Origin of the sequence: Kribbella sp. NPDC004875, assembly GCF_042873375.1 — a bacterium.
Taxonomy (GTDB): Bacteria; Actinomycetota; Actinomycetes; order Propionibacteriales; family Kribbellaceae; genus Kribbella.
On record NZ_JBIALI010000006.1, the window covers coordinates 201840 to 226855 of the forward strand.

The following is a 25016-nucleotide window of genomic DNA, read 5'->3' on the forward strand; positions in this document are numbered from 1 at the left end:
CGCGGACCCGCTGCCACCACTCGCCTGTAGTCCTCAGCGGGCGAGGCCCCAGTACTGCGCGTTCGCTGGGGCCTCGACGCGCCACGGGGGAGGAGTGGTCGGGTAGACACGGGTACTGAGTACGCGCCCCGCGCTGGTGAACACCTCGACCACCGATCCGTCGACGAGGACCCGGGCCGCTGGCCGCCCGGACGCCGGATCGAAGGCGTCCGCGACCTGCATTCGTCCATCGTGCGCGTGGCGACTCAGACTGGCTTCGGTGCGGTCGATCGTCAGGGTGTCGGCGTCCAGCGTGATCTCCAGACGCTCTCGCTCGCCGAAGTGCAGGACGACCTGCCCAGCCCCGTGCGGTACGGCGATCTCGCACTGCGCACCCGTCGACACCCCATCCGCACCGACAGCCGCACCGACCCGGAGCGTGTCGACGGTCGGCACCGGAGCGCTGCGAAGCGACGAGTCCGCGCCGAGCCAGACGACCCGCGGCAGCGAGATGACCCCAGCCCAGTCGTCCCACCCCGGCCGGTCCCGTCCCTCGGTCAGCCAGCCGAACAAGAGCGGTCCGAATCGACTGTCGCGCAAGGCGGACGCCGCGTAGAAGTTCGACCCGTGATCGACCCGCCGCGGCACCACCGGTACGTCGACATCGAACGACAGCACCTCCGCCGGACCGCCCTCAGGCGACCACGACGCCACGACCGCGATCCGGCGCCCGTCGAGGGTCAGCACCTGCGGACACTCCCATGCCGCGCCGGTGTCCTCGCCACCCACGCGGCTACGGGGGAGCTCGGCGAGCGGGTCGACCGCCGTCCACAGCGACAGGTCCGTCGAGCGGTACAGCGCGATGCTCGCGCCGCGGTCGACGTACCCGGCACCGACGGCCATCCACCAGGTGCCGTTCTCCTTCCACACGAAGGGATCGCGGAACATGACTGCCCCGGCCGGATCGGGGACGACCTGACGCGCCGGCCCGAAGGACGCCCCACCGTCGTCCGACGCTGCTGTCAGGACGGACTGGTACGGGCGCCCCTCGACGCGGCCGGAGTAGAACGCGCGGACCCGGTCACCGTCCAGCACGGTGTTGCCCGACCAGCAGCCGTCCGTGTCCGGTCCGCCCGGCTGCGGTGCCATCGCCGGCCGGTGCAGGTTCCATCGCACGTAGTCGGGTGAGCTCGCGTGCGCCCACTCGACCGGCACCTCCAGATCCAGCGCCGGGCGGAACTGGAAGTACAGATGGACGTCCTGGCCCACCTCGATCGGCCCGTTCGGGTCGTTCAGGTACCCGCGCGGCGGGCGGACGTGGTACGCCGGGCGGAGATGCGCGACGGCACCGATCGTTCGCGGGTCGGACTGGGTCTGGGTCACCGTGATGCTCCTGCCGTGATGCCTGCGATGAAGTACCTCTGGGCGACGACGAACAGCACGACGCTCGGCAGGATCGCCAGCACGACGCCGGCCAGCACCACCGAGATCGAACCGGTGCCGAGGTTGCCCTGCAGCCCGACCAGCCCCAGCGGAAGCGTGAAGTTGTCCTGGGTCTGCAGGAAGATCAGCGGCCGGTAGAACTCCGCCCAGAAGCCGGAGAAGTTCAGGATCGCGAGCGTGGCGATCGCCGGACCGGCCATCTTGGCGTAGATCAGCAGGAAGGTCTGGAAGTGGCCGGCGCCGTCGATCCGTGCCGCTTCGCCGAGTTCCTTGGGCATCTGCAGGAAGTACTGCCGCATCAGGAACGTCCCGAACGCGCTGCCGAGCGCCGAGACCACGAGCGACAGCGGGCTGTCCGAGAGCCCGAGGTACCGGACGATCACGAACACCGGGATGATGATCGTCTGCAGCGGCACCATCATGGTGGCCAGGAAGATCCCGAAGATTACCGACCGGCCGGGGAAGCTGACCATCGCGAACGCGTAGCCGGACAGTGTGCAGGTGATCGTCTGGCCGACCACGATCAGCCCAGTGACGACCACGCTGTTGACGAAGAACCGGCCGATCGGGATCCGGTCGAACACCGCGGCGTAGTTCGAGAAGTCCGGGTGCAGCGGGAACCACTGCGGTGGGTTGCTGAACGCGTCGGCGGGAGTCCGCAACGACGTGGTGACGGTCCAGAGCAGCGGGCCGAGGGCAACCATCGCGGCGATGACCAGGACCAGGAGACCGGTGATCCGGCCGATGCGGGCGAGACTCATTGGTAGAACACCAGCTTTCGTGCCGCGAGGAACTGCAGCCCGGTGATCGCCAGGATCGCCGCCAGCAGGACGATCGCGATGGCCGAGCCGTAGCCGAACTGCAGGTTCTGGAAACCCTTCTGGTACATCGAGATCGTCACCGTGGTGGTCGCCGATCCGGGGCCGCCCTTGGTCATGATGTACGGCTGGTCGAACAGCTGCATCGCGTTGATCAGGGCAACGACCGCGGCGAACAGGATCGTCGGACTGATCAACGGGATCTTGATCCGCAGCAACGTCCGCACCGTCCCGGCCCCGTCGATCTGCGCCGCCTCCAGGACATCCTCGGGAACCGACATCAGCGAGGCGACGAAGAGTACGAACGTGAACCCGACCTGCTGCCAGACCGCGATCAGCACGATCGTCGTGGCCGCGCCGAAACCGCTGGTCAGCCACGGGACGTTCGGGATGCCGAGCAGGCCGAGGTAGTAGTTGACGACGCCGAACTTGTAGTCGAACAGGTAGCCCATGAAGATCGACACGGCCGCCGTCGAAGCGAGCAAGGGAAGGTAGAACGCCGTCCGGAATACCGTCCGTACCCAGACCAGCCTGCGCTGGTTGACCAGCACGGCGAGCGCGAGCCCGATGGTCAGCTGGAGTACGACGATGGCCAGCGCCATCCCGAGCGTCACGCCGAACGACTTCAGCACCGGACCGTCGTTGAACAGCCGCTGGTAGTTCTCCAGACCGACGTACCGCGGACTCGAGATCACGTCCCAGGAGAAGAACGACAGCCCGAGCGAGGCGACGATCGGGATCGCGGTGAAGACCGCGACGAACAGCACCGACAACCCGATCATCGCGAAGCCGAACGGCGCCTCGCGATGCGCGATCGGATGGCTGCGCCGCTTCACCACGGTCTCGCGGGCCGCCGCCGTGACCGCGGACATCAGCTCGCCCCCGCGGCCTTCTCGAGGTCGGACTGCAACCCGTCGAGCGCCGCCTTCGCGTTCCCGGACGAGATCGCCTCGGTGGTGCGCTGGTTCAGCGCGGTGGCGAGTGCGTTGTAGTACGGCGGAGCCGGGATCGGCGCCGTCTCCGGATGCTTGGTCAGCGTGTCGTAGAAGACCGACCAGTGCTTCGGGCCGGTCTTGGCGTATCGCTCGGCCGTCACCAGGGACTTGCGGCCGGGCGTGGTCACGTTGCCGGGGAAGACCAGGTCGAACGTGTCCGGTTTGACGAGCAGCTTGAGGACCTCCCAGGCCAGGTCCTTCTTCTTCGACGACTTGAAGATCGCGTACCCACCGGCGCCGAACAGGTGCCGCTGGCTCTTCCACTTCGGGAACATCGTCACGTCGAAGCTGCCGTTCTTCATCCCGGCATTGGTCAGGCCACCGGCCCAGAACCCGCCGCCGATCGACATCCCGATCCGGTTGGACGCGAACAGACCCTGCAGCGTGCCACCACCGCCGACGTCGGGCGACGGCGACAGACCTTTCCTGGTCAGCTCGATCAGGTAGTTCAGCGACTCGACCACCGCGTCGGAGTTGGCCGTCGGCGCGCCCCACTTCCAGCCGCCCTTGCGACCGGCGGCCGCCGCGTCACCGGCGTACGCCTTGTTCCACAGCCAGTCGCCGCCGTCGTACTTGCCTTCCTCGAGGAGGTTGGCGTTGTTCGCGTACATGAACGAGGTCCAGCTGCCCCAGAGCCGGACCACCCAGCCGAAGGCGTTGATGCCCTTGAACTTGGCGATCTTGGTCGCGGCCGCCTCGAAGTCCTCGAGCGTCCAGCTCTCGCTCGGCGGTACGACACCCGCGCGCTGGAACAGGCCCGTGCTGTAGAACATGTTCCCCGCGTTGAAGCTGTCCGGCAGTTCCCACAGGTGCCCCTGGTACATCATCGACTCGACCAGCGCGGGGTGGATGTCGGCGAAGTACTCCTTCAGCGCGGCCAGGTCCTTGGTGACGTAGTCGTCGAGCGGGACCGCGAGTTCCTTGGACGCCATCAGCTGCAGGCCCTCGGTGGCGACGCTGATGATGTCCGGCGGGGTCCCGGCGGCGATCTGGGTGAGCACCTTGGCGAGGAAGTCGTTCCAGTCGGTGCCGTTGATCGCGGAGATCTGGAAGGTGATCGCGGGGTCCAGCTTGCTGATCTGGGGTTGCAGCCGGTTCTGCAGCTGGGTGGCCTGCGCCTGTTCACCGAAGTACAGCATCTTGAGCGACTTCGAGGAGCCGCCGCCGCTGTCGTTGCTGCAGGCGGCCAGATCGGCCAGCGCGGTCAGCCCGAGGCCTCCGGCACCCGCCTTCAGCAGGGTACGGCGGGCGAGCGGGCCACCGGGGAGTTGGATGCCTGTCATAGCTGTGCCTCCTTGAGGAGTCCGGACGGCCCGGCATGCCGCCCAATACGTATTGACCCGGGACCGTAGCAGCGGTGTACGGTGGGGCGCAATACGTATTGGTGTCCGCTCTGGTTGAATACTGCGGTCGCCCACCGTGAAGGGGAACCCATGGCGAAGCAACCGGCGGACCGGCCGAAGCGGGTCACGATGACCGATGTCGCGCGGCGCGCGGGCGTGTCCCAGCCGACCGTGTCGTTCGTGCTGAACGACCGTCGCGACGTCGCGGTCGCGGCCGAGACCCGGCGCCGGGTGCTCGAAGCCGCCGCCGAGCTGAACTTCGTGCCGAACCGGGCCGCCCAGCAACTGCGCTCGAACCGGTCGTTCACGATCGGCGTCGTCACCAACGGGATCGTCTCCCAGCCGTACGCCGGTCTGATCGTGCTCGGGATCCAGCAGGTCGTGCAGCCGGCCGACTACGTCTGCATGGTGGTCGACACCACCGACGACCCGGAGGAGGGCGACGCCGCGGTCGCGAGCCTGCTCGCGCAGGGTGTCGGCGCGATCCTGTACGCCTCGCCGTCACCGAAGCCGTTGCACCAGAGCCCGCGGCTGGACGGGATCCGGACGATCTTCGTCAACTGCTGGCCGGAGACGGGCAAGGCCGACACGGTCCTGCTGGCCGACGAGTACGCCGGTGGCCGCGCGGCGGCCGCGGCGGTGTTCGATCGGGGACACCGCGCGGTCGCGTTCCTCGGCGGGCCTCGCAACGATTACGCCTGCAAGGAACGGCGGCGCGGTTTCGCCGACGCCGCCCGGGCCGCGGGTCTGCGGCCGACCGACCTGCTGCACCGGTACGGGACGTATCAGATCGGATCGGGCTACGACCTCGCGACCGAAGCGGTCGCCGAGCACGGATCGACCGCGTTGGTCTGTGGGAACGACCGGATGGCGATCGGTGCGCTGCTCGCGCTGCACGACCTGGGTCTCGACTGCCCGAAGGACGTCAGCATTGTCGGCTTCGATGATCAGCCGGACGTCGCGGACCAGGTGCGGCCGCGGCTGACCACGGCCGCGTTACCGCACTTGATGCTGGGGCGCCGGGCCGGCGAGTTGGTGCTGGCCGGACCCGACGACGCACCCGAACGCGTCGTCGTCGACTGCCAGTTGATCGAACGCGACTCGGTCGGGGACCCGCCTCGCCGTACCTCGCGGCCGCGGCGCCGCTCGTGAGCATCCATTGGCGGCCCGAGCGTGGCTTCGTCGGTGACGTCATTCCGTTCAGTCATGACGGGCGGATCTGGTTGTTCTACTTGCTCGACCTGCGACCGGACGATCCGGCGGCGGGCGAGAGTGGCATGCCGTGGGCGTTGGTGTCGACGACCGACTTCGTGCACTACACCGACCATGGCATCGTCCTGCCTGGTGGGGATCGCGACGCGGACGATTTCGACTGCTACACCGGCAGCGTGGTGTACGACGGCTCGCAGCTGCATCTGTTCTACACCGGACACAACCCGCGGCGCGGTCTCCAACTGGTGTGCCACGCGACGAGTGCCGGCGATCCGACCCGGTGGACCAAGCAACCGGAACTGACCTTCGGCGCGCCGGACGGGTTCATCCCTCAGGACTGGCGTGATCCCTTCGTCTATCGGACGGCACCCGATCAGCCGTGGCAGCTGGTGTTGGCCGCCCGGTACGCCGATCGGCCGGATCGCCGGTGTGGCGTCGTCGCACGGCTCACCTCGACCGATCTGGAGCAGTGGACGCTCGCGGAGCCGTTGTGGGAGCCGCACCGGTACGTCACGCAGGAGTGCCCGGACGTCTTCCAGTGGGGCGATTGGTGGTACCTGGTGTACTCCGAGTTCACCGATGCGTTCCAGACGCGGTACCGGATCGCCCGTGGTCCGGACGGGCCGTGGCTCGCGCCGGGACGCGACACGGTTGACGGGCGCGCGTTCTACGCGGCGAAGTCGGTCGAGCATGACGGGCGGCGCTTCTTCATCGGCTGGATCCCCACGAAACAAGGGGATGCGTGGCAATGGGCGGGAGATCTCGCCGTACTCGAAGCGCATCAGGAGGACGACGGGACGCTGGCGTTCGGGTTCCCACCGGAGGTTGTCGCGGCGTACTCCGAGGTCGAGGTCGTGAAGCTCCCGGGTGAGCCCGGGCGGGGCGCGATCGATCGGTACGCCGCGTGGGTCGGGGACACGATTCCCGAGCACTGCCTGATCTCGCTGACGGTTGACGTGGATGCGGGTACGCAGTCGTTCGGAGTGCTGCTGCAGGCGAGTGCGGACGGGGAGGAAGCCACCATCGTCCGGCTCGAACCGCAGCGGGACCGGATCGTGCTCGATCGCTGGCCGCGTGGTCGTACCGGGCCGGCGCAGTGGCAGGTGCGTGGCGACGTACCGCAGGTCGTGGAGCTCGAGCGAGCCTGCCCGCTGCCGCGTGGCCGGCACACCGTGCAGGTGTTGCTGGACGGCGCGACTGCCCAGGTCGTGGTCGACGACCGCGTCGCGCTGAGCTTCCGTGCGGAAGGGGCGGGGCACCTGGGTCTGTTCGCGACGGATGGCGGGTTCGAGGTCGTCGACTTCACGGTGGCGACCCGCTAGGTGGCCCTTTGGCGGGGTTACAGTGCAGCGCTCGGTCGGATCCGTGGAGGTCAGCGTGCGTCGTTCGGCTCAGGTTCTCGGTGCTGTGGTCGGTGCTCTCGGGCTGGTCGCGGGGAGTGTGCTCCCTGCGGACGCGGCCGGACCGAGCAGCGTGCGTCGGGTCGGTACGCAGAGCTTCGCCGATCCCGGCTTCGCGCACTTCGGCAGCAGCTACTACCTCTATCGCACCGGCGCCGGCTTCGGTGCACGATCGACGAGTGGCAGCGGCTGGTCCGCGATCCACAACTCGATGACGTCGATCCCGGCCTGGGTCGACCACGGGTCGCCGTTGCTCTGGGCCCCGGAAGTCTTTCAGAGCAAGGACAGCCACGGGACGTTGTACGTCATGTACTTCACCGGGCAGTCCTCCTCGCGACACGTGCACTGCATCGGTGTGGCGACCTCCCGGCACCCCGCGAGCGGTTTCGTCGGCGGTTCGAAGCCGGTCGTCTGCTCGCCGTGGGTCTCCCGCGGGTACGAGGCGATCGACCCGGCGGCGTACCGGGCCAAGGACGGCAAGCGGTACTTGATCTACAAGAGCGACTACCGCAACGCGTCCGGCTTCCAGATCCGCGCGGTTCAGATGGACACCCAGACCGGCACCCGCGTGGTCGGCAGCAGCATCGCGAAGATCGTCAGCTCGTCGAAGATCGAGGGTCCGTCGGTGATCGCGCACGGCGGCAAGGTGTGGCTGTTCACGTCCCGTGGCGACTACGTCAACTGCAGCTACAACACCGACGTCTGGTCCGCGAGCACCTTCTGGGGCGGGCGTTTCACCCGCGTCAAGACGCTGATGAGCACCGCCTCCACCAAGCTCTGCGGTCCCGGCGGAGCCACAGTCATCACCGTCGGTACGACGACCCGCGTCGCGTTCCACGCCTATGTCGATGCCAACCACAACGGTGTGAAGGACTCGAACACCCGTCAGGCCTACACCGGCACGATCAAGTGGGACGGCGCGGGACGCCCGTACCTGGCTTGAGCTTCCCTACCGGGCCTTACTCGCCGCGTCGGCGACGACGCCGGCTGCCACATCGCGGAGCTTGACGTTGCCGGTCTGCGAGGTCCGGGCCAGGAACGTGAACGCGCGGTTCTGGTCGAGCTGGTAGCGCTCCATCAGAATCCCGATCGCGGTGCCGATCGTGGTCCGGCTCTCCAGCGCCCGCGACATCGTGGTCTCCTGCCGGCCCCAGCCCAGCAGTACCGCGGCCCAGTCGGCGAACATCCCGGCGAGGTAGCGGGCGTCGGCGTCGAACACCTTCGGTTCGTCGGCGTACAGGTTGAGCGCGCCGCGCACGTTCGGCTCGGCGCGGAACTGGAACGCCAGCTGTGAGTGCAGCCCGAGCGCGGCGGCCTTCGGACCGTAGAGCGGCCAGCGCTGGTCGGTGGCCATGTCGTCGACCTGCACGATCGGCTCGCTGAGTGCTGCCGCGATGCACGGGCCTTCGCCGAGCTCGTGCTGCAGTTCGTCGGCTTCGGACACCAGCGGGTCGGTGGCGGCGAGGGTCTTGATGGTGTTGTCCTTCTCGGTCACCGAGATGCTCGCGCCGGTGATTCCGGGGATCGTTCCGGCCGCGCTGGTGGTGATCAGCTCGAGCGATTCCTCGACCGTGACCGGCGTACGCAACGTGTCGGCGACCGTGGTCATCAAGCCGGCCAACTCTGGCAGTTCCATTGTCCAACCTCACCTCGAACAGGTCGGCGACGCCGACCACTGCACTCATTGTGCGATGTCGGCGTCCTGTGGCCCAGCAGCAGGTACGGCGGCAGGTCCGAGGACTCCAGAACGTCGGAGCGATCGCCTATAGTCTCGCCGAGATTCACCAACGGGCCTTGGTATCGACGGGGCCATGTCCCGGACAGGAGTCCCATGCGATCGGATGGCGAGCGGCTGGTGCGCCCGACGGCAGCCACCTTCGGCGACGTGGCCCTGCGGCTGCACTCGGCGCGGGAAATGGCCGAGTTACTGGTGGTGACGGCCGATCTGGCCGCCGAAATCTTCGCCTGCCCGCTGGTCGGAGTTGCGACCCTGAGCCGCGGCGCGGCCCTGCTCGACGTCGTGGGTACGGCGGCCGGCTTCGTCCGTGCCGAGGCAGCGGAGCCCGCGAGCGCGTGGCACCGCACACTGGACGCCGGCGAGTCGCTCTCCGTCGACGCGTCGGTCGGTATCCGTGACATTCGCGCCCTCGCCCCGGGTCTGACCGAGGCCGGCGTCCGTGAGCTGGCCCACGTTCCGCTCGTGCCGGGGCGCGGCCGAGCCGTCGGTGTGTTGTCGCTGTACTGGACCGGATCGCCCGCGGACGCGACGGATCTCCAGCGGTTCGCCACGCACGTGGCGCTGGCCATGGAGACGCTCTGGTACCAGCACCGTCTGCAGGCGTCGATCGAGACGCACCGGGTGGTGAGTTCGAGTCTCGGGATCCTGATGGAGCGCTACGGGATCGACAGCCGCGAGGCGTACGACGTACTCAGCAAGGTCTCGCTGGAACACCGGGTCAAACTGCGGGACATCGCGGTCCGCGTGATCGACGATCAGGACCTGCTCGCCTCAGGCTGAGTGGCTGCCGCGCGGTCCGGCGGCTTGCCCGGGGGCCGTGGTGGTGATAGTTGTAACCGAGGTCGATCGGTTTAGCCAGCAGCCGTGAATAGGTTCCGCACGTCTGCGTGCGCTGAGCCGCCTGGACGCCTGCGCTCTGATCGAGCGGCGTCCCGGCAAGGAGATGCTGCGTCATGATCGACGAAGGTGCCGAACTCGTCATCCGGACCGCCGATGCCGGTGCGTACGTGCTCGTCCAGGTGGTGGGCGACCTGGACCTGGAGAGCGCACCGGCGCTCACCGAGGAGCTGCGGGCCCGGATCGGGCCACGTCCGATCGTGCTCGACCTCGCCGGGATCGAGTTCATGGACTCCAGCGGACTCGGGGTGCTGGTCGGGGCCCACAAGGACTCCACGGCGCAGGGCGGGGCGCTGTTGATCGCCGCGCCGGGGCCACGGGTGCACCGGATCTTCAAGATCACCAAGCTGCACAAGGTCTTCGCGCTGTACGAGACGGTCGACGAGGCGGTCCGGAGCATCGCCGGTACGCCGGTCCAAGCCGTCGTACCGGGATTCGAGGCGGGGTCGTGACCGAGGCAGAGGGGATCGACGAGCTGCAGCGTGTGGATCTCGGGACCGCGGGTACGACGGTTGTCCGCCGGGAGCTCGCGGACGAGATCGGTCTGGCGATGACGGGTTCGCTCAACCTGCGGCGGTCGGTGCTGCGGCTGCTCGACGGTGTCACCCCCGAGGTCGCGGACTGGGCGGTGGTCGCGCTGATCAACCCGCGCGGCACCGGGATCCAGGTCTTCGGCGGTCACGACCTCGGCGGCATGGTGACCGTGCCGCGGCGACGGATCGCCGGCAAGGCGCTCGAGCGAGTGCTCGCGACCGGTCTGACCGAGCTGCTGCATGTCGCGATCGCGGGCGTCGAGGACGGCTTGGCGAGTCTGGTTCCGCACCCCGGGCTGCGTGCCGAGGCATCGGCGCTGCGGCCTGCCGACGTACTCGCGACCGGGCTGACCGCGCGTGGTGCGACGCTCGGGGCGTTGATCCTGGTGCGTGGGCAGGGGCGCGGGTTCGGCCCGGACGACATCGCGTCGGCCGAGCGGATCGCGGCCCGGGCCTCGCTCGCGCTCGATTCCGCGCGGCTGTACGAACAGCGCGGGCAGATCGCCGAGGCGTTGCAGGACAGCCTGGTGCCGCCGCCGCTGCCCGAGATCCCGGGGGTGGCGCTGGGCGCGCGGTACCGGCCGGCGGCGGAGCAGCTCGACATCGGCGGCGACTTCTACGACGTGTTCGGCTCGGGCGGTGACTGGCTGATCGCGCTCGGCGACGTCTGCGGTAAGGGAGTCGAGGCGGCCGTCCTGACCGGCCGCGCTCGGCAGAGCATTCGCACCGCCGCTCATTTCGAACGCGACCCGGGTGCGCTGATGTCAGCCCTGAGCTCGGTCTTCCACAACGACGTCTCGGATCGGTTCGTCACCCTGGTCTGCCTGCGGATCCGGGCCGGCCGCGAGGACGGGTTGACCGTGGACGTCGCGGTGGCCGGGCACGCCGCGCCGCTGCTGGTGCGGTCCGGTGGCGAGGTCGACGAGATCGAGGCGGACGGTGCGGTGCTCGGAGTCGTCGCCGGCGAGGAGTACTCGACCACCACCGTCCGGTTGGCACCCGGCGATCAGCTCGTACTGTTCACCGACGGTGTCGAGGAAGCCCGCGGCGAGTCCGGGTTCTACGGACACGACCGCTTGCGCGAACTCCTCGGCCGGTACGCCGGGGTGGGGCCGGACGTGGTGTGTGCCGCGCTCGAGCAGGACGTGGTCGAGCATCTCGCGGGACGGTCGCACGACGACATCGCCGTACTGTCCCTTGGCTGTGCGGTCGGCTTCACAGGGGTGAGCTCGTGACGGTAGCCGATCTCGGCCCGGCGTTGACCGAGTTCCAGAGCGCGGTGGCGAGCACTGACAGCGTGGCGGCCCTGGCAGTGGTGGACGCGGCGCTCGCGGCCGGAACGGATCCGGTCTCGCTGCTCACGGAGGTCGTCGGCGCCGCGCAGCGGGTCGTCGGCGAGAAGTGGCAGCGCGGCGAGTGGTCGGTGGCGGAGGAGCACGCCGCGACCGCGGTGGCGATGTCGGCGACGGAGGCGATCGCTCGCGAGGTACGGCGGCGCCCGATCGTCCGCGGCCGCGTGGTCGTCGCGTGCGCGGAACGTGAGTGGCATGCGCTGCCCGCGATGATGATCGACTGCGCGCTGCGTTCGGACGGCTGGAACACGACGCTGCTCGGCGCCTCCACGCCGGCGCTGCGGCTGAGCCAGTACCTGCAGGATCTCGGGCCGGACGCGTTGGCGGTGAGTTGCTCGGTGCTCGGTTCGCTGCCGACCACCCGGCGGTTCATCGAGGCGTCGAGGGCCGCGGGCATCCCGGTACTCGTCGGTGGTCCTGCCTTCGGGCCGGACGACCTGCGCGCCCGCGGTCTGGGAGCGACCGCGTGGGCGGCCGACGCGAGCGATGCCATCGAGATCATGCGGGCGATGCCGGCCGTGGTCTCGGCGGCCGAGCCGTTGCCCGCGGGCGAGGTCGCCGAACAGGCCGCGCTCGAGCTGGCGCACTCCGGCCTCGTCGCCGATCTGATGTCGCGGTGGCCGGGCATTGCCTGCGATCTCGACCCCGATCTGGTCAAGGACAGCATCGAGCAGCTGCTGCACGCCGTCTGGGCGGCGTTGCTCACCGCCGACCCGCGCCCGATCTCGCAGACCGTCTGGTGGGTGTCCGCACTGCTGGAGTTCCGCGCCCAGTCACCTTCGTTGCTGGACGACCTCCGCATCGAACTGACCCGCACTCTCCGCGACTACCCGCTCGCGACCAACCTCCTGGATACGTCCTGGCCCTAGCTCGAGAGCGCTCGGGCGCGGGCCGCTTCGATGTCGGGGACGTGCTCCTCGGCCCAGAGCCGTACCGCGCGCAGCGGGCCGAGGAGCGAGCGGCCGAGCGGCGTCAGGTCGTACTCGACGCGCGGCGGATTCTCGGCGTACTCGTGCCGGCTGATCAGTCCGTCGAGCTCCAGCGTCCGCAGGGTCTCGGTCAGCACCTTCGGCGTGATGCCCTGGATGTGCGCCTTCAACTCGGTGAACCGCCGCGGGCCGTCGTCGAGCGCGTTCACGACGAACACCGTCCAGCGGGCGCCGATCCGGTGCAGCACAGTGCGGCTCGGACAGGTCGCTGCCATCACGTTGTAGGCCTTGCCCATCGGTGCTCCCAGTTCCGTTGAAGATACCGGTATCAAATCCATACCGTTGAGCCCGATCCTACGAGAGGGAGTGACCGTGATGGAACGGATGCTGGTGGTCGGCGGCGCGCGGGCGCTGGGTGCGGCGGTGGTGCGCCGTGCGGTGAAGGAGGGGTACGACGTGGTGGTCGGAGCCCGTGATCTGGCCCGCACCCAGGCACTCGCGGACGAAGTCGGCGCGAGCGCCGTCCACCTGGACCTGCAGGACGAGACGACGATCGCGGCCGCGGCCGAGCAGTTACGTGACGGGATCGACCATCTCGTGACTACCGGGTCGGCCCCGCACGACGTACGAACGACCGAGCTGGATCATGACAAGCTGGTGGCCGCGTTCACGGCGAAGGTGATCGGGCCGATGCTGCTCGCCAAGCACTTCGGTCCGCTCCTGCGGCCGACCGGGTCGATGCTGTTGTTCTCAGGTGTCGTCGGCTGGCGCCCCGGGCCGGGTTCGCTGGTCAAGGGTGTGACCAACGGAGCGGTCGAGTACGCCGCACGCCACCTCGCGGCGGATCTCGCCCCGGTGCGGGTCAACGCGATCTCACCCGGCGTCATCGACTCAGGCGCCTGGGACCGGCTGGGTGACGGGAAGGACGCAGTACTGCGCAAGAGCGCGGCCGGGTCGCTCGTCGGACGGCACGGCGAGATCGACGACGTCGTCGACGCCGTGCTGTGGCTCGTCCGCGCCGGCTTCATCTCCGGCGAAACCATCCACCTCGAAGGCGGCGCCCGCCACAAAACCGCCTGACACCGGGAGCAGATGTTGCTGGGGGCATCGAGTTACAGCGGGTGGAGTCCGACGTTGGCGTAGGTGGGCGGGGTTCGGGTCAGGTCGAGTGTTTCGCCGTTGGCCGCGACGTAGATGCCTGGAACGTGTTCGTGGAGGCGGAGCGTCCCACCACCCCAGTGGTCGAAGAGCAGGACGCCGTTCTCCTTGCGGAGCCGGGCGGTCCCGTCCCGGACGCCGGAGGCGTGGATCGCGTAGTCCCGGTTCCACGGTCCGTCCGGCTCGGCCGGATCCGGTGGGGGCACCTCGTTGCGGTAGCGGACGAAGCCGTCGGCGCTGGATTCGAGGTACGCCGGACGTCCCGCGCCGTCGAGGTCGCGGAACCGGAACAGCTCGTTCTCGACCCGGAACTCGAGCGGCCCGACGAACTCGACCTGATGCCGGGTCCCGTTGCGGATCAGCGTGCCGTCGCCGGTGAGTGTCATCGGGTCGTGACCGCGGCCTGTGTATTCACCGGCCAACGCCGCTGCAGAGACCGCGACGGGTTGCGCGGAGGGTCCTCGACGTCGCGGACGCCGAGGCACGAGGTCCTGGAAGATGTCGTTGGACAGCTGTCCCTGCAGCGAGTGGTTCGTCGAGTTGGTCAGTACGACGACACCGAGCTGTTCCTCGGGCGACCAGTGGATGTCGGACAGGAACCCGAAACCGCCGCCGCCATGACCGCGGACCGGAAGGTCGGTGGCGCGGGCCAGTCCGAGGCCGAGGCCGTATCCCTGCTCGCGCTGAGGAGCTCCCGGCACCTCGTACATCTCCGCGAGGAGTGCGGGATCGAGCAGCGACGCACCTCCGGTGAGGTGGAACTGGATGTAGCGGCAGGCATCGTTGACGGTCGTGTAGAGGCCGCCGGCCGCGACCATCGGGACCCGGAGCGGCACGCGGGTGGTGCCGGCTGCGTGACCGAGTGCCCGGTTCGTGGCGCGCGCGATCACGCGCGGGTCGAACGTCGTCCGCGTCATCCCGAGCGGCGCGAGAACTGTCCGGCGGACGAACTCGTGGAAGGGCAGACCGCTGCGGCGCTGCAGAACGTAGCCGGCCAGGTCGATACCGAGGTTCGAGTACTCGAAGTGGTGCCCGACGGGGAAGCGGAGCCAGGTCGAGGAGATGCTCTCGCAGTGCGCCGCGAACGATTCCCGGCCGACCAGGTAGTTCGACCCGACCGGTGCTTCATGCGTGAAGCCGGCAGTGTGACTCAGTAGGTGCCGCAGAGTGATGAACCGCTCCGGATGATCCTCGAACGCGCTGTTCACCCGGAACTCCGGCAGATATCGCGTGATCGGGACGTCCAGCTCGACCAGACCTTGCTGAACCGCGATCAGTACCGCGGTCGCGGTGTACATCTTCGAGCACGACTGCACCCCGAACATCGTGTCGGCGCCGACCGCCTCGTCCCCGCCCTCCCGAGTGGTCCCGAACCCGGCCGACCACAGCACGGAGGTCGCGTCACAGACTCCGACCGCGATGCCCGGGACCGGTTGTCCGGCGAGCAACGCGGGCATCCGTCGCCGAAGCTCGTCGCGTGCCTTGCTCGCGGCCGACATGACCCCGTTCTACTACCGGACCGGGTCAATCACCCGCCCCGGATGATGCTGGTGGGTTCGGGTGGTGATGAGGATGGGGGCGCGGCGGGTGAGTGCCGTCGCCTGTTACGAACTGGGGCGGGACTGGTAGGGAGGGGAATCGCATGGCGATCGGACCGGTGCAGTTGGTGGTGCTCGGGTTCAACCATCCAAATTTCCACGGGGAGATCATCGAGGAGCTCGAACGGCTGCGCGAGACCGACGCCATCCGGGTGATCGACGCGCTGGCCGTCCACAAGGACGCCGAGGGTGAGATGGAGGTCGCGCATCTCAGCAACCTCACGCTCGACGAGGCCGTCGAGATGGGCACCAAGATCGGCGCGCTGATCGGCCTCGGGATCGAGGGCGAGGAAGGTATCGAGAAGGGGGCCGAGGCCGGCGCCGAGGCGGCCGCCGACGGCTTCGAGGTGTTCGACGACGAAGAGGCCTGGGACGTGCTCGAGGACATCCCGAACGACTCGGCCGCCGCGTTGGTGCTGCTCGAACATCACTGGGCGGTCCCGTTGCGCGACGCGGTCGCGCGGGCCGGCGGGTTCCGGCTGGCCGACGGGTTCATCAGCCCGATCGATCTGGTCAGCATCGGACTGCTGGAGGCCGAAGAGGCCAAGGAGATGCAGGAGATGGAGAAGGCCGCCGCGGCGAAGTGACGCCGCGACCGCCGGAGCGACACGACGTTGGAGGTGACCATGTTCGGCTCTCGCAGGGTGGCGCGACGGACGTCCCGCCGTACGGCGCGGCGCGTCGACCGCCGCCGTCGGTGACCAAACCGACCGGCCAATAGGCCAACAGACCATGTGACCAACTGATCGGCAGGGGGGAGCGGGCGGATGGGTTGCCTGCTGGCGTTGCTGGCCGGGTTCTTCCCGCGGCTCGGCGTACTCATCGTGTGGATCGCGCGGCCGGAACGGGTCGACGCGGCGTTCAGCTCCTGGATCTGGCCGTTGCTGGGCATCATCTTCCTGCCCTTCACGACCCTGATCTACCTGCTGCTTTGGCAAGCGGGTGGACTGCACGGCTTCGATTGGTTCTGGATCGGGCTGGCCGCACTGCTCGACATCGTGCACTGGGGAGCGAGCGCGACCCAGCGCAACCAGATTCCCGGCCGGCAGCCGCGGCCGGTCTGATCCCGAGGCGAGGTACGCATGACGCACACGGCAACGGAGCCAAGGACCGCGGACGTCCTGGTGATCTTCGGGATCACCGGCGATCTCGCCAAGGTGATGACGTTCCGCTCGCTCTACCGGCTGGAGGCGCGGGGTCTGCTGGACTGCCCGATCGTCGGGGTGGCGGCGCAGGACTGGACGCTCGACCAGCTGATCGAGCGCGCCCGGACGTCGATCGAGGGCACCGGCGTCAAGATCGACCAGGCGGTCTTCGACCGGTTCGCGGCCCGGCTGTCCTACGTCAGCGGTGACTTCGGTGACACCACGGTGTACGAACGGGTCGGCGAGGTGATCAAGGGTGCCGAGACGCCGGTGTTCTACCTGGAGATCCCGCCGTTCCTGTTCGGCCGGGTGGTGCAGGGCCTGTCCGAGGCCGGGCTCACCACCGGGGCGCGGGTCGTGGTCGAGAAGCCGTTCGGCCACGACCAGCAGTCCGCGCGGGCACTCGCCGACGAGCTGCACCAGTACATCGACGAGTCGCAGCTGTACCGGATCGACCATTACCTCGGGAAGATGGGACTCGAGGAGATCCTCTACCTACGGTTCGCGAACGCCGTCCTCGAACCGCTGTGGAGCCGCAACTACCTGGAGTGTGTCCAGATCACGATGGCGGAGAGCTTCGGGGTCGAGGACCGCGGCCACTTCTACGACCCGGTCGGCGCGCTCCGCGACGTGTGCGTCAACCACCTGATGCAGGTGGTCGCTGCCGCCGCGATGGAACCGCCGTCGCGCGGCGATCCGGGCACCCTGAAGGACGCGACCACCGCGCTCTTCCGGGCCGTCGAGGAAGCCGACCCCAAGCACTACGTCCGCGGCCAGTACGACGGCTACCTCGACATCGACGGCGTCGCGAAGAACTCGACCACCGAGACGTACGCCGCGTACCGGCTCGACATCGAGAACTGGCGCTGGGCCGGCGTCCCGTTCTTCATCCGCACCGGCAAACGGCTGCCGGAGACCCAGACCGAACTGCGCCTGGTGTTCAAACGCTCGCCCCGGCTGGGATTCGCGCCACCCGGGCATCTGGCCGAGTCGAACCAGATCGTGATCCGGCTCGACCCGTCCACCGGCGTACGGATCCAGGTGGACGCGCATCGTGCCGACTCGGTCCGGGCCGCGCCGATCAACCTCGACATGGAGTTCAGTCAGGAGGGTGGCGAGGCGCCGACGCCGTACGAGGTGCTGCTGCATGCGGCGATGACCGGGCAGAGCACCCGGTTCACCCGTCAGGACGCGGTCGAGGAGACGTGGCGGGTGATGCAGCCGCTGATCGACGCGCCGACACCGATCCACACCTACAAACCCCGAACCTGGGGCCCGACGGCCGCAGACCGGGTACCGGACGGGTTCGGTGGCTGGCAGCTGCCGTGGATCTCGAGCTGACGCCGGGCTGAGTGGAGTTCGCCGCGCGTTCAACGAGCGGGCGTATCCTCGGCCGTGTGCAGGGGCCGGACGCTGGTTCGGGTGGCACCTCCGTTCCCGTCGCACCGACCGTGACCCCTGGGGGCCACAGCGTGGGGTCCGGAATCTCGGGTGCGCGTGAGCGACTGGTTCCGCGGACCGAGCTTGTCGATCGCTTGATGAAATCACCGGAGCCGGTGGTCGCCGTCGTGGCGCCACCCGGCTACGGCAAGACGACTGTGCTCGCGCAGTGGACGGCACAGTGGATCGCGCGGTTCGGGCCCCGGGTGGCGTGGGTGTCGTGCGAGCGCTCCGACAACGACCCGGTCGCCCTGTGGACCGGCATCCTCGACGCGCTCGACCAGATCGAACCGGTCGGCGACGGCTCGCGGGCCCTGCTCGCCGCGTCGGGCGGCGGCGTCGACGCCGTACCCCGGTTGGCCGAGTCGATCTCGGGGTTGCGGTCGCCGCTGGTCGTCGTACTGGATCATGTCGAGGAGATCAGCAGTCCGGAGTGTGCGGCGTCGATCGCCGAGTTCGCGTTCCGGGTACCGCCAGGCTGGCGGCTCGCCGTCGCGTCGCGGGATCCGGCGCCGCTCCCGCTGTCCCGGCTGCGGATCGGTCGCCGGCTCGTCGAGGTCGGCGTCGGTGACCTGGCGATGAACGATGTCGAGACTGCCGCGCTGCTGCGCCTCGCGGGTGCTGAGGTGTCGCCGGCCGAGGTCGCGGAGCTGGTACGCCGTACCGAGGGCTGGCCCGCCGGTCTGTATCTGGCTGCGCTGGCGATCCAGTCCGGTGCACCGACGACCGGCTTCAGCTTCGCCGGCGACGACCGCCTGGTCGACGAATACCTGCGGTCCGAGGTCCTGGCGCGGCTGTCCCCTGACCAGGTGGACTTCCTGATCCGTACGTCGGTTCTCGACCGGATGAGCGGCCCGTTGTGTGACGCCGTACTCGGTGGGAAGCACTCGGCCCGGATGCTCGCGGACCTCGAGCGTCACAACCTGCTCGTGGTGCCACTCGACCGGCACGGTGAGTGGTACCGGTATCACCATCTGCTCCGCGAGCTGCTGCAGGCCGAGCTGCGCCGCGGCGATCCGGATCTCGGGGCCGAGTTGCACATCCGCGCCGCCGACTGGTTCGAAGCGAACGGGATGCCCGAGGCCGCCATCGACCACGCCGACGCGGCAGGCGACACCGAACGGGTCGCCCGGCTGGTCCTCGAACTCATGCAACCGGTCTGGGCCGGCGGCCGCGTCGACACCGTGCGTGGCTGGATGGAGTTGCTCGACCACCGCCCGCGGGTGCCGCACTACGCCGCGATCGCCGCGCACGGGGCGTTGATCTTCGCCCTGCTCGGCCGGTCGCGGGAGGCCGAGCGCTGGGTCGCCGTCGCGGAGAGCCTGCCGGTCAGCGGCACACTGTCGGACGGCAGCACGGTCGCCGCGACGCTGGCGTACATGCGCGCGAACCTCGGCAGGGAGGGCCCCGAGGCGATGCGGGCGGACAGCATCCTGGCACTCGACGGGCTCAGCCCGGCCAGCCCGTTCCGCGCGACGATGCTGCATTCGCAGGCGCTGTCCTGGTTCGTCTCCGGAGACCTTGAGCGCGCGGACATCGACTTCACCCACGCGTACGACGTCGCGACCGGCTTCGGGGTCACTCCCTTGGCCGCGCTGATCCTGGCCGAGCAGGCCCTGCTCGCGACCGAACGCGGCGAGCCCGCGGCTGCCGATGCGCTGCTCAAACGCGCGCTGGAGCTCGTCGCCACCGGCCACTACGAGGCGTACTGGACAAGCGCGCTCGTGTACGCCGCCGCGGCGCATTCGGCCGCCCGTCGCGGAGAGATGCGCGAGGCCCGCCAGTTCGTCCGCCGGGCCGCTGAACTCCGTCCCCTGCTGACCTATGCGCTCCCGATCGTGTCGGTGCAAACGCTGCTCGAGCTCGCCCAGACATACATGGCCCTCGTCGACCCGGCCGGTGCACGCGCCGTTCTCGAACAGGCCCAGAACATCCTGCGCCGCCGGCCCGACCTCGGGACCCTGCCGGCGGCGATCGGGCAGCTGCGGACCCGCGTCGACCAGATCACTGTGGCTGCCGCGGCGGGCTTCTCCTCGCTGACGACCGCGGAGCTGCGGCTGGTCCGGATGCTGCCGACGCACCTGACCTTCCCGGAGATCGCCGAGCGGCTGTACGTCTCGCCGCACACCGTGAAGTCACAGGCGAAGTCCGTCTACCGCAAGCTCGGCGTCTCCTCGCGCCGGGAAGCGGTCGACCTGATGGCCGAGACAGGCATGTCCCGCTAGTGTCCTCAGGACCCTAACCGAGGCGCTGCACCAGATGGTCGCCGACCCGTAGTGCGTTCGCGATCGCGGTCAGTGCCGGGTTCACCGCACCGATACTCGGGAAGAAGCTGGTGTCGACGACGTACAAGTTGTCGACCTCGTGCGCCTTGCAGTCGGAGTCGAGGACCGACGTCGCCGGGTCGTGCCCGAACCGGACGGTGCCGGCCTGGTGTGCGCAGCCCGCGACCGGGATGTCGTTCTTCATGTAGATGTCGCGGGGGATCAGGTGGTGCGGGTGCATGCCCAGCTTGCTCAGGTTCTTCTTCACCCGCTTGTACAGCTGTTCCATCGGCTCGGTGTTGTTCGGGGTGTAGCTCAGTACGACGTTGCCGTCCGCATCCAGCGTCACCCGGTTGTCCGGATCGGGCAGGTCCTCGGCCGACAGCCAGAAATCGACGGCGTGCTCGGCGACGTCGTGTAGCGCGAAGGTTGGCGCGACCAACGTCTCCACCGGCTTCTCGCCGCGGTACATCGGCGCCGACGACTTGCCGACCATCTGCAGGTTGCCCATCGGGTAGTCGAAGTCGGCGTCGCCGAAGTAGTAGTCGTTCATCGCGAGCGTCTTCTGGAAGCGGGTGTCGTTCTTCTCGGTCGACACCGCCAGGAACGCCCGGCTGTTGTGGAACACATAGTTGCGCCCGACCTGGTCCGAACCGTTCGCGAGCCCGTGCGGATGTCTGTCGTTCGCACTCGCGAGCAGGATCTTCGCCGAGTTCGCCGCCCCCGCCGACAGTACGACGATGTCGCCACCGAACCGTTGCTCCGCACCGTCCACCTCGGCGACGACCGCGGTCACGGTCCGGCCGGTCGCGTCGGTCTCGAGACGGCGTACGACGGCATTGCGCAGCAGTGTCACGTTGTCGTGCTGGATCGCGGGCCGCACCGCGACGACGTCGGCGTCGGACTTCGCGTGCACCAGGCACGGGAACCCGTCGCACGTCGCACACCGGATGCACTTGCTGAACGCGGGCCGGCTCTCGTCCAGCATCACGCCGCACGGCGCGTGGAACGGATGCAGCCCAACCGCGGCCATGTCGTCGAACAGCTGCTGGATCCGCGGCTCGTGCGAGACCGGTGGATACGGGTACGGCGCGGACGCGGGCGGGTCGGTCGGATCCTCACCGCGCGACCCGTGCACCTGGTACAGCTGCTCCGCCTGGGTGTAGTACGGCTCCATCACGTCGTACGGGATCGGCCAGGCCGGCGAGATACCGCCGTGGTGCTTGAGCTCGCCGAAGTCACGTTCCCGCAGCCGGTAGAGGGCGGCGCCGTAGAACTTGGTGGCGCCACCAACGAAGTAGTGCACCTGCGGCTGGAACGGCTTCCCGTGCCCGTCGAACCACTGGTCCTTCGAGATGTAGCGGTTGTCGACGAACACCGCCTCGGCATCCCAGTTCTCCGCCTCGCGGGGGAGCCAGTCACCGCGCTCCAGGATCAGCACCCGCTTCCCCGACGGGGCGAGCCGGTGCGCGAGGGTTCCGCCGCCGGCTCCCGATCCGATGATGACGACGTCGTACTGCTCGGCCATGGCTGTCCTCCTACTTGCCGCCGGCCGACGGGGTCGAGTCGCCTCGGTCGACGTGGATGTGTGGGACGTCGGCGGAGTCGTCGCCCCAGGCGATCCGCTGCGGTGTTTCGGACCACTCGACGGTGGCGGCGTGGTCGCGGTCGAAGTAGTCCCAGGCCCAGGACATGAACGCGTCGGTCTTGCTGTGCGCGCCGCTCAGCAGCATCGCGTGCACGCCGAGCCAGGCGGCGAAGGCGAGCGGGCCCTCCATCTGATGCCGGCGCTTGCCGACCTCGGCGACGGCCGCGTTCCGGCCGATCATCGCCATGATGCCCTTGTCCTTGTAGTGGAACGGTTTGGCCTTGTCCCCGTGCAGTTCGCGCAGGATGTTCCCGGCTGCCCACGCCCCCGACTGCTGGGCGACCGAGCCGAGCTGCGGGTACGTCCGGCCGTCCTTCGCCGGGATGTTCGCGACGTCGCCGATCGCGTAGACGTGCGGATGCCCCTCCACGGTGAGATCGGGCTGTACGTCGATCCGCCCGCCACGTCCCGTGGGCAGATCCTTCGCGGTCTTGACCACCGCCGCCGCCGACTCGCCACCGCCCCAGATGACGGTCCGGGTCCGGATCGACGTACCGTCGTCGAACTCGACCCGGTCGGAGTGCACGGCGGTCACGCCGGTCCCGAGACGCGGATCGGCTCCCTGTTCGACGAGCCGTTTGTGCGCGTACTTGTGGGACTTCTTGGAGAACGGGGCCAGTACCGCCTTCCCGCGGTCGACCAGCGTGATCCGGCCGGCCTTGGGAATCTTCTCGGTGGCGACGAGGGCCGCCATCAACTCGGTGATCGCTCCGGTGATCTCGACACCGGTCGGACCGCCACCGACCACGACGACATCCAGTGCACCGTCGTCGTCCTCGGACCTGGCGCCGGCCTGCACCATGTCCTGGATGTGCAGCCGCAGCCGCTCCGCGTCGACGACGGAGTACAGGGGGAACGCGTGCTCGGCCGCGCCCGGTACGCCGAAGAACTGTGGTCGCGCCCCGGCCGCGATCACCAGGTGGGTACCGCTGATCCGTTCGCCGCCGGTCAGCGTCACGGCGAGGTTGTCCACGTCGATCTCCGCCACGTCGGCGGTGCGGACCTCGACCGTCGGGTGCTCGCGGAAGATGGCCTTGTGCGGGCGGGCGATGTCCTCGGCCGGCAGTTGTGACGTCGCCACCTGGTACAGCAACGGCTGGAACTGGTGGTAGTCGTTACGGTCGACCAACGTGACCCGGACCCCTTCGTCGCCGAGGGTGTGCGCGCACGCAACCCCGGCCAGCCCACCGCCGAGGACGACGACGTGCGGGCCCTGGTCCTTCTGCTCGGTCACAGCGACAACTCCTCCCGGAGATCGTTGAGGATGATCCGGCCGGCCGCTCCGATCAGGGCCAGGTGCGAGAACGCCTGCGGGAAGTTGCCCAGGTGCCGCGCGCGGTCCACCTCGTACTCCTCGGCGTACAGGCCGAGTGGCGACTGGATCCGCAGCAACCGCTCCAGTTGGCTCCGGGCCCGGTCGACCTCGCCGATCATCGCGAGCGCCGAGACCAGCCAGAACGAGCAGATCAGGAACGTGCCTTCCTTGCCGGACATGCCGTCGTCGGTCTCGTCGGTCCTGTAGCGCAGGACGAACCCGTTCTCGGTGAGTTCCTTGTCGATCGCCTCGACGGTCGCCCGCATCCGTTCGTCACTGGCCGGCAGGAAGCCGAACAGCGGGGCGAGCAGCGTCGAGGCGTCCAGCGCGTCGGTGTCGTAATGCTGCCGCAGGACGCCGCGATCGCTCACGCCGTGCTCGAGGATGTCCTCACGGATCTCCTCGGCCGTCTTCGCCCAGAGCTCGGCGAGGTCTTCCTCGTTGCGGATCCGGGCCAGTCTGGCCGCGCGGTCCAGGGCCACCCAACCCATCAGCTTCGAGGAGACGTAGTGCTGGGGCGCGCCGCGGGCCTCCCAGATGCCCTGGTCGGGGTCGTGCCAGGCCGCGATCGCGCACTGGGCCTGCGACTCGACCAGCGGCCACAACCGGCGCGGCAGCCGCTTGCTCCGGATCGTGTGCAACAGGATCGAGTCGAGTACGGCGCCGAACACGTCGTTCTGCCGCTGGTTGTAGGCACCGTTGCCGATCCGGACCGGACTCGCGCCCTCGTACCCCGTCAGGTCGTCCCGGGTGGACTCGGCCAGGTCCCGGCGGCCGTCGATGCCGTACATGATCTGCAGCGCGCCGTCCGAGTTCGGCTCCAGATCGGCAACGAACTGCATGAACTCGTTGGCCTCCCAGTCCAGGTTCAGGTAGTGCAGCGCCTGCAGGGTGAACGTGGTGTCCCGGATCCAGGTGTAGCGGTAGTCCCAGTTGCGGGCGCCACCCGGTGTCTCCGGCAACGACGTGGTGGCCGCCGCGATCGTCGCTCCGGTCGGCATGTAGGTCAGACCCTTGATGGTCAGTGCCGAGCGTTCCACCGGATGCCGGAACCGGTGGTCGGGGATCCGGGCCCGGGCCAGCCAGTTGCGCCAGAACCGGATGGTCGCCTCGATCCGCGCCACGGCGTCGTCCAGGCCGGCCGGTGACGCGAGGCCCTCGGCCCAGGAGAGCGCGCAGTACGCCTTCTGTCCCTTGGTGATGACGTGCCGGGCACGCGCCGAGCTGCCCTCGATCCCGATCAGCATGCCGGTGCTCAATCGGAACGTCTGCCCGGCTCCGGTCGCGTCCGCGGCGTGCAGATCGTCACCGACCACCGTCCACTCGGCCGGGACCCGGCCGTAGTCGAAGGCCGGCTCGCAGACGAGTTCGATCTCGGCGGAGCCGTCCAGGCATTCGACGGTCCGGACCAGCATGTGGTCGGCATCGTCGTCGGCCGGTGGGCGGGTGTGCGGGGTGACGGTGTCCGGGCCGTGGGACGGACCCATCGTCAGCGCGTCATGGACGAGCAGCCAGCCGGACGGGGTGTGCCAGGTCGTCGTCATCACGTTCGTGCCCGGCACATACACCCGGGCAGTCGGCTGGTTGATGCCGTACGGACCGAACCGGAACGATCCGGCGCCGCGGTCCAGCAGGTTGCCGAAGACGCTCGGCGCGTCGAACGCGGGCAGGCAGAGCCAGTCGACCGAGCCGTCCGGGGCGACCAGGGCACCGGTGTGGCAGTTCGACAGGAACGCGTAGTCGGCGATCGGCGGGAACGGTGACGTCGAGGTCATGGCGAGGGCTCCTTGTTTCAGTCGTGGCCTCCAC

General features: G+C 69.0%; 22 protein-coding genes. 12 read left to right on the top strand and 10 right to left on the bottom strand.

Annotation, left to right across the window (positions count from 1 at the left end):
• Positions 1–33: 33 nt before the first annotated feature.
• Genes ACFYRH_RS31440 through ACFYRH_RS31455 form a run of 4 tightly spaced genes read right to left on the bottom strand, consistent with a single transcriptional unit; the run spans position 34 to position 4518 of the window.
• Positions 34–1362 (bottom strand): glycoside hydrolase family 32 protein, encoded by a 1329-nt coding sequence (locus ACFYRH_RS31440; RefSeq protein ID WP_387782910.1) that lies wholly within the window; start codon positions 1360–1362, stop codon positions 34–36.
• The gene (locus ACFYRH_RS31445) at positions 1359–2183 is read right to left on the bottom strand and encodes a carbohydrate ABC transporter permease (RefSeq protein ID WP_387782912.1); all 825 of its coding nucleotides are present in this window, start codon (positions 2181–2183) and stop codon (positions 1359–1361) included. The genes ACFYRH_RS31440 and ACFYRH_RS31445 overlap by 4 nt, the downstream gene beginning before the upstream one ends.
• The gene (locus ACFYRH_RS31450) at positions 2180–3112 is read right to left on the bottom strand and encodes a carbohydrate ABC transporter permease (RefSeq protein ID WP_387782914.1); all 933 of its coding nucleotides are present in this window, start codon (positions 3110–3112) and stop codon (positions 2180–2182) included. Before ACFYRH_RS31450 ends, ACFYRH_RS31445 begins: the two co-directional genes overlap by 4 nt.
• Complete coding sequence (locus tag ACFYRH_RS31455; protein ID WP_387782916.1) at positions 3112–4518, bottom strand: ABC transporter substrate-binding protein; 1407 nt, start codon at positions 4516–4518, stop codon at positions 3112–3114. The genes ACFYRH_RS31450 and ACFYRH_RS31455 overlap by 1 nt, the downstream gene beginning before the upstream one ends.
• Before the next feature lie 150 nt (positions 4519–4668).
• Here ACFYRH_RS31455 and ACFYRH_RS31460 point away from each other — a divergent pair, with 150 nt between their 5' ends.
• Genes ACFYRH_RS31460 through ACFYRH_RS31470 form a run of 3 tightly spaced genes read left to right on the top strand, consistent with a single transcriptional unit; the run spans position 4669 to position 8133 of the window.
• On the top strand, positions 4669–5730 hold the full coding sequence (locus ACFYRH_RS31460; RefSeq protein ID WP_387782918.1) for a LacI family DNA-binding transcriptional regulator: 1062 nt from the start codon (positions 4669–4671) through the stop codon (positions 5728–5730).
• The gene (locus tag ACFYRH_RS31465) at positions 5727–7112 is read left to right on the top strand and encodes a GH32 C-terminal domain-containing protein (RefSeq protein ID WP_387782920.1); all 1386 of its coding nucleotides are present in this window, start codon (positions 5727–5729) and stop codon (positions 7110–7112) included. Before ACFYRH_RS31460 ends, ACFYRH_RS31465 begins: the two co-directional genes overlap by 4 nt.
• Before the next feature lie 55 nt (positions 7113–7167).
• Positions 7168–8133 (top strand): family 43 glycosylhydrolase, encoded by a 966-nt coding sequence (locus ACFYRH_RS31470; RefSeq protein ID WP_387782922.1) that lies wholly within the window; start codon positions 7168–7170, stop codon positions 8131–8133.
• 6 nt (positions 8134–8139) lie between these two features.
• Here the strand turns inward: ACFYRH_RS31470 and ACFYRH_RS31475 are convergent, their stop codons facing one another.
• Entirely contained in the window at positions 8140–8826 is a 687-nt protein-coding gene (locus ACFYRH_RS31475; RefSeq protein ID WP_387782924.1) for a GAF and ANTAR domain-containing protein, read from the bottom strand.
• A gap of 195 nt (positions 8827–9021) precedes the next feature.
• Between ACFYRH_RS31475 and ACFYRH_RS31480 the strand changes: the two genes are divergently transcribed.
• The 4 genes from ACFYRH_RS31480 (at position 9022) to ACFYRH_RS31495 (ending at position 12579) form a co-directional block, all read left to right on the top strand.
• Positions 9022–9708 (top strand): GAF and ANTAR domain-containing protein, encoded by a 687-nt coding sequence (locus ACFYRH_RS31480; RefSeq protein WP_387782926.1) that lies wholly within the window; start codon positions 9022–9024, stop codon positions 9706–9708.
• A gap of 173 nt (positions 9709–9881) precedes the next feature.
• Positions 9882–10277: an STAS domain-containing protein gene (locus ACFYRH_RS31485; protein ID WP_387782928.1), complete on the top strand. Its 396-nt coding sequence runs from the start codon at positions 9882–9884 to the stop codon at positions 10275–10277.
• A complete protein-coding gene (locus ACFYRH_RS31490) occupies positions 10274–11593 on the top strand; it encodes a PP2C family protein-serine/threonine phosphatase (RefSeq protein WP_387782930.1) in 1320 nt (439 codons plus the stop codon). The genes ACFYRH_RS31485 and ACFYRH_RS31490 overlap by 4 nt, the downstream gene beginning before the upstream one ends.
• Entirely contained in the window at positions 11590–12579 is a 990-nt protein-coding gene (locus tag ACFYRH_RS31495) for a B12-binding domain-containing protein (RefSeq protein WP_387782932.1), read from the top strand. Before ACFYRH_RS31490 ends, ACFYRH_RS31495 begins: the two co-directional genes overlap by 4 nt.
• Here the strand turns inward: ACFYRH_RS31495 and ACFYRH_RS31500 are convergent.
• On the bottom strand, positions 12576–12935 hold the full coding sequence (locus tag ACFYRH_RS31500; RefSeq protein ID WP_387782934.1) for a winged helix-turn-helix transcriptional regulator: 360 nt from the start codon (positions 12933–12935) through the stop codon (positions 12576–12578). The two genes, ACFYRH_RS31495 and ACFYRH_RS31500, sit on opposite strands and share 4 nt — an antisense overlap.
• A gap of 79 nt (positions 12936–13014) precedes the next feature.
• Between ACFYRH_RS31500 and ACFYRH_RS31505 the strand changes: the two genes are divergently transcribed.
• Positions 13015–13719 (top strand): SDR family NAD(P)-dependent oxidoreductase, encoded by a 705-nt coding sequence (locus ACFYRH_RS31505; protein WP_387782936.1) that lies wholly within the window; start codon positions 13015–13017, stop codon positions 13717–13719.
• Between the two features lie 32 nt (positions 13720–13751).
• Here the strand turns inward: ACFYRH_RS31505 and ACFYRH_RS31510 are convergent, their stop codons facing one another.
• Positions 13752–15296: a serine hydrolase domain-containing protein gene (locus tag ACFYRH_RS31510; RefSeq protein WP_387782938.1), complete on the bottom strand. Its 1545-nt coding sequence runs from the start codon at positions 15294–15296 to the stop codon at positions 13752–13754.
• Positions 15297–15439: 143 nt separating this feature from the next.
• Here ACFYRH_RS31510 and ACFYRH_RS31515 point away from each other — a divergent pair, with 143 nt between their 5' ends.
• From ACFYRH_RS31515 to ACFYRH_RS31530, 4 genes are all read left to right on the top strand, one after another.
• Entirely contained in the window at positions 15440–15982 is a 543-nt protein-coding gene (locus ACFYRH_RS31515; RefSeq protein ID WP_387782940.1) for a hypothetical protein, read from the top strand.
• Between the two features lie 180 nt (positions 15983–16162).
• The gene (locus ACFYRH_RS31520) at positions 16163–16459 is read left to right on the top strand and encodes a hypothetical protein (RefSeq protein ID WP_387782942.1); all 297 of its coding nucleotides are present in this window, start codon (positions 16163–16165) and stop codon (positions 16457–16459) included.
• 18 nt (positions 16460–16477) lie between these two features.
• A complete protein-coding gene (gene zwf, locus ACFYRH_RS31525) occupies positions 16478–17881 on the top strand; it encodes a glucose-6-phosphate dehydrogenase (RefSeq protein WP_387782944.1) in 1404 nt (467 codons plus the stop codon).
• A gap of 197 nt (positions 17882–18078) precedes the next feature.
• The gene (locus tag ACFYRH_RS31530) at positions 18079–20205 is read left to right on the top strand and encodes a LuxR C-terminal-related transcriptional regulator (protein WP_387782946.1); all 2127 of its coding nucleotides are present in this window, start codon (positions 18079–18081) and stop codon (positions 20203–20205) included.
• Between the two features lie 13 nt (positions 20206–20218).
• On the opposite strand, the gene ACFYRH_RS31535 is transcribed toward ACFYRH_RS31530, so the two are convergent.
• The 3 genes from ACFYRH_RS31535 to ACFYRH_RS31545 are packed head-to-tail and all read right to left on the bottom strand — an operon-like array spanning position 20219 to position 24982.
• The gene (locus ACFYRH_RS31535) at positions 20219–21772 is read right to left on the bottom strand and encodes a GMC family oxidoreductase (RefSeq protein WP_387782948.1); all 1554 of its coding nucleotides are present in this window, start codon (positions 21770–21772) and stop codon (positions 20219–20221) included.
• A 10-nt stretch (positions 21773–21782) separates the two neighbouring features.
• Positions 21783–23126, bottom strand: coding sequence for an NAD(P)/FAD-dependent oxidoreductase (locus tag ACFYRH_RS31540; protein WP_387782950.1), 1344 nt, complete (start codon positions 23124–23126; stop codon positions 21783–21785).
• The gene (locus tag ACFYRH_RS31545; RefSeq protein ID WP_387782952.1) at positions 23123–24982 is read right to left on the bottom strand and encodes a glycoside hydrolase family 15 protein; all 1860 of its coding nucleotides are present in this window, start codon (positions 24980–24982) and stop codon (positions 23123–23125) included. The genes ACFYRH_RS31540 and ACFYRH_RS31545 overlap by 4 nt, the downstream gene beginning before the upstream one ends.
• Positions 24983–25016: the final 34 nt, after the last annotated feature.

Excerpts from the sequence above, each read along its gene's own strand:
- ACFYRH_RS31450 (WP_387782914.1), bottom strand. The coding sequence starts at position 3,112 with ATGTCCGCGGTCACGGCGGCGGCCCGCGAGACCGTGGTGAAGCGGCGC.
- ACFYRH_RS31455 (WP_387782916.1), bottom strand. The coding sequence starts at position 4,518 with ATGACAGGCATCCAACTCCCCGGTGGCCCGCTCGCCCGCCGTACCCTG.
- ACFYRH_RS31480 (WP_387782926.1), top strand. The coding sequence starts at position 9,022 with ATGCGATCGGATGGCGAGCGGCTGGTGCGCCCGACGGCAGCCACCTTC.
- ACFYRH_RS31535 (WP_387782948.1), bottom strand. The coding sequence starts at position 21,772 with ATGGCCGAGCAGTACGACGTCGTCATCATCGGATCGGGAGCCGGCGGC.
- ACFYRH_RS31510 (WP_387782938.1), bottom strand. The coding sequence starts at position 15,296 with ATGTCGGCCGCGAGCAAGGCACGCGACGAGCTTCGGCGACGGATGCCC.
- ACFYRH_RS31520 (WP_387782942.1), top strand. The coding sequence starts at position 16,163 with ATGGGTTGCCTGCTGGCGTTGCTGGCCGGGTTCTTCCCGCGGCTCGGC.
- ACFYRH_RS31545 (WP_387782952.1), bottom strand. The coding sequence starts at position 24,982 with ATGACCTCGACGTCACCGTTCCCGCCGATCGCCGACTACGCGTTCCTG.
- ACFYRH_RS31475 (WP_387782924.1), bottom strand. The coding sequence starts at position 8,826 with ATGGAACTGCCAGAGTTGGCCGGCTTGATGACCACGGTCGCCGACACG.
- ACFYRH_RS31485 (WP_387782928.1), top strand. The coding sequence starts at position 9,882 with ATGATCGACGAAGGTGCCGAACTCGTCATCCGGACCGCCGATGCCGGT.
- ACFYRH_RS31500 (WP_387782934.1), bottom strand. The coding sequence starts at position 12,935 with ATGGGCAAGGCCTACAACGTGATGGCAGCGACCTGTCCGAGCCGCACT.
- ACFYRH_RS31505 (WP_387782936.1), top strand. The coding sequence starts at position 13,015 with ATGGAACGGATGCTGGTGGTCGGCGGCGCGCGGGCGCTGGGTGCGGCG.
- ACFYRH_RS31515 (WP_387782940.1), top strand. The coding sequence starts at position 15,440 with ATGGCGATCGGACCGGTGCAGTTGGTGGTGCTCGGGTTCAACCATCCA.
- ACFYRH_RS31460 (WP_387782918.1), top strand. The coding sequence starts at position 4,669 with ATGGCGAAGCAACCGGCGGACCGGCCGAAGCGGGTCACGATGACCGAT.
- ACFYRH_RS31445 (WP_387782912.1), bottom strand. The coding sequence starts at position 2,183 with ATGAGTCTCGCCCGCATCGGCCGGATCACCGGTCTCCTGGTCCTGGTC.
- zwf (WP_387782944.1), top strand. The coding sequence starts at position 16,478 with ATGACGCACACGGCAACGGAGCCAAGGACCGCGGACGTCCTGGTGATC.
- ACFYRH_RS31530 (WP_387782946.1), top strand. The coding sequence starts at position 18,079 with ATGAAATCACCGGAGCCGGTGGTCGCCGTCGTGGCGCCACCCGGCTAC.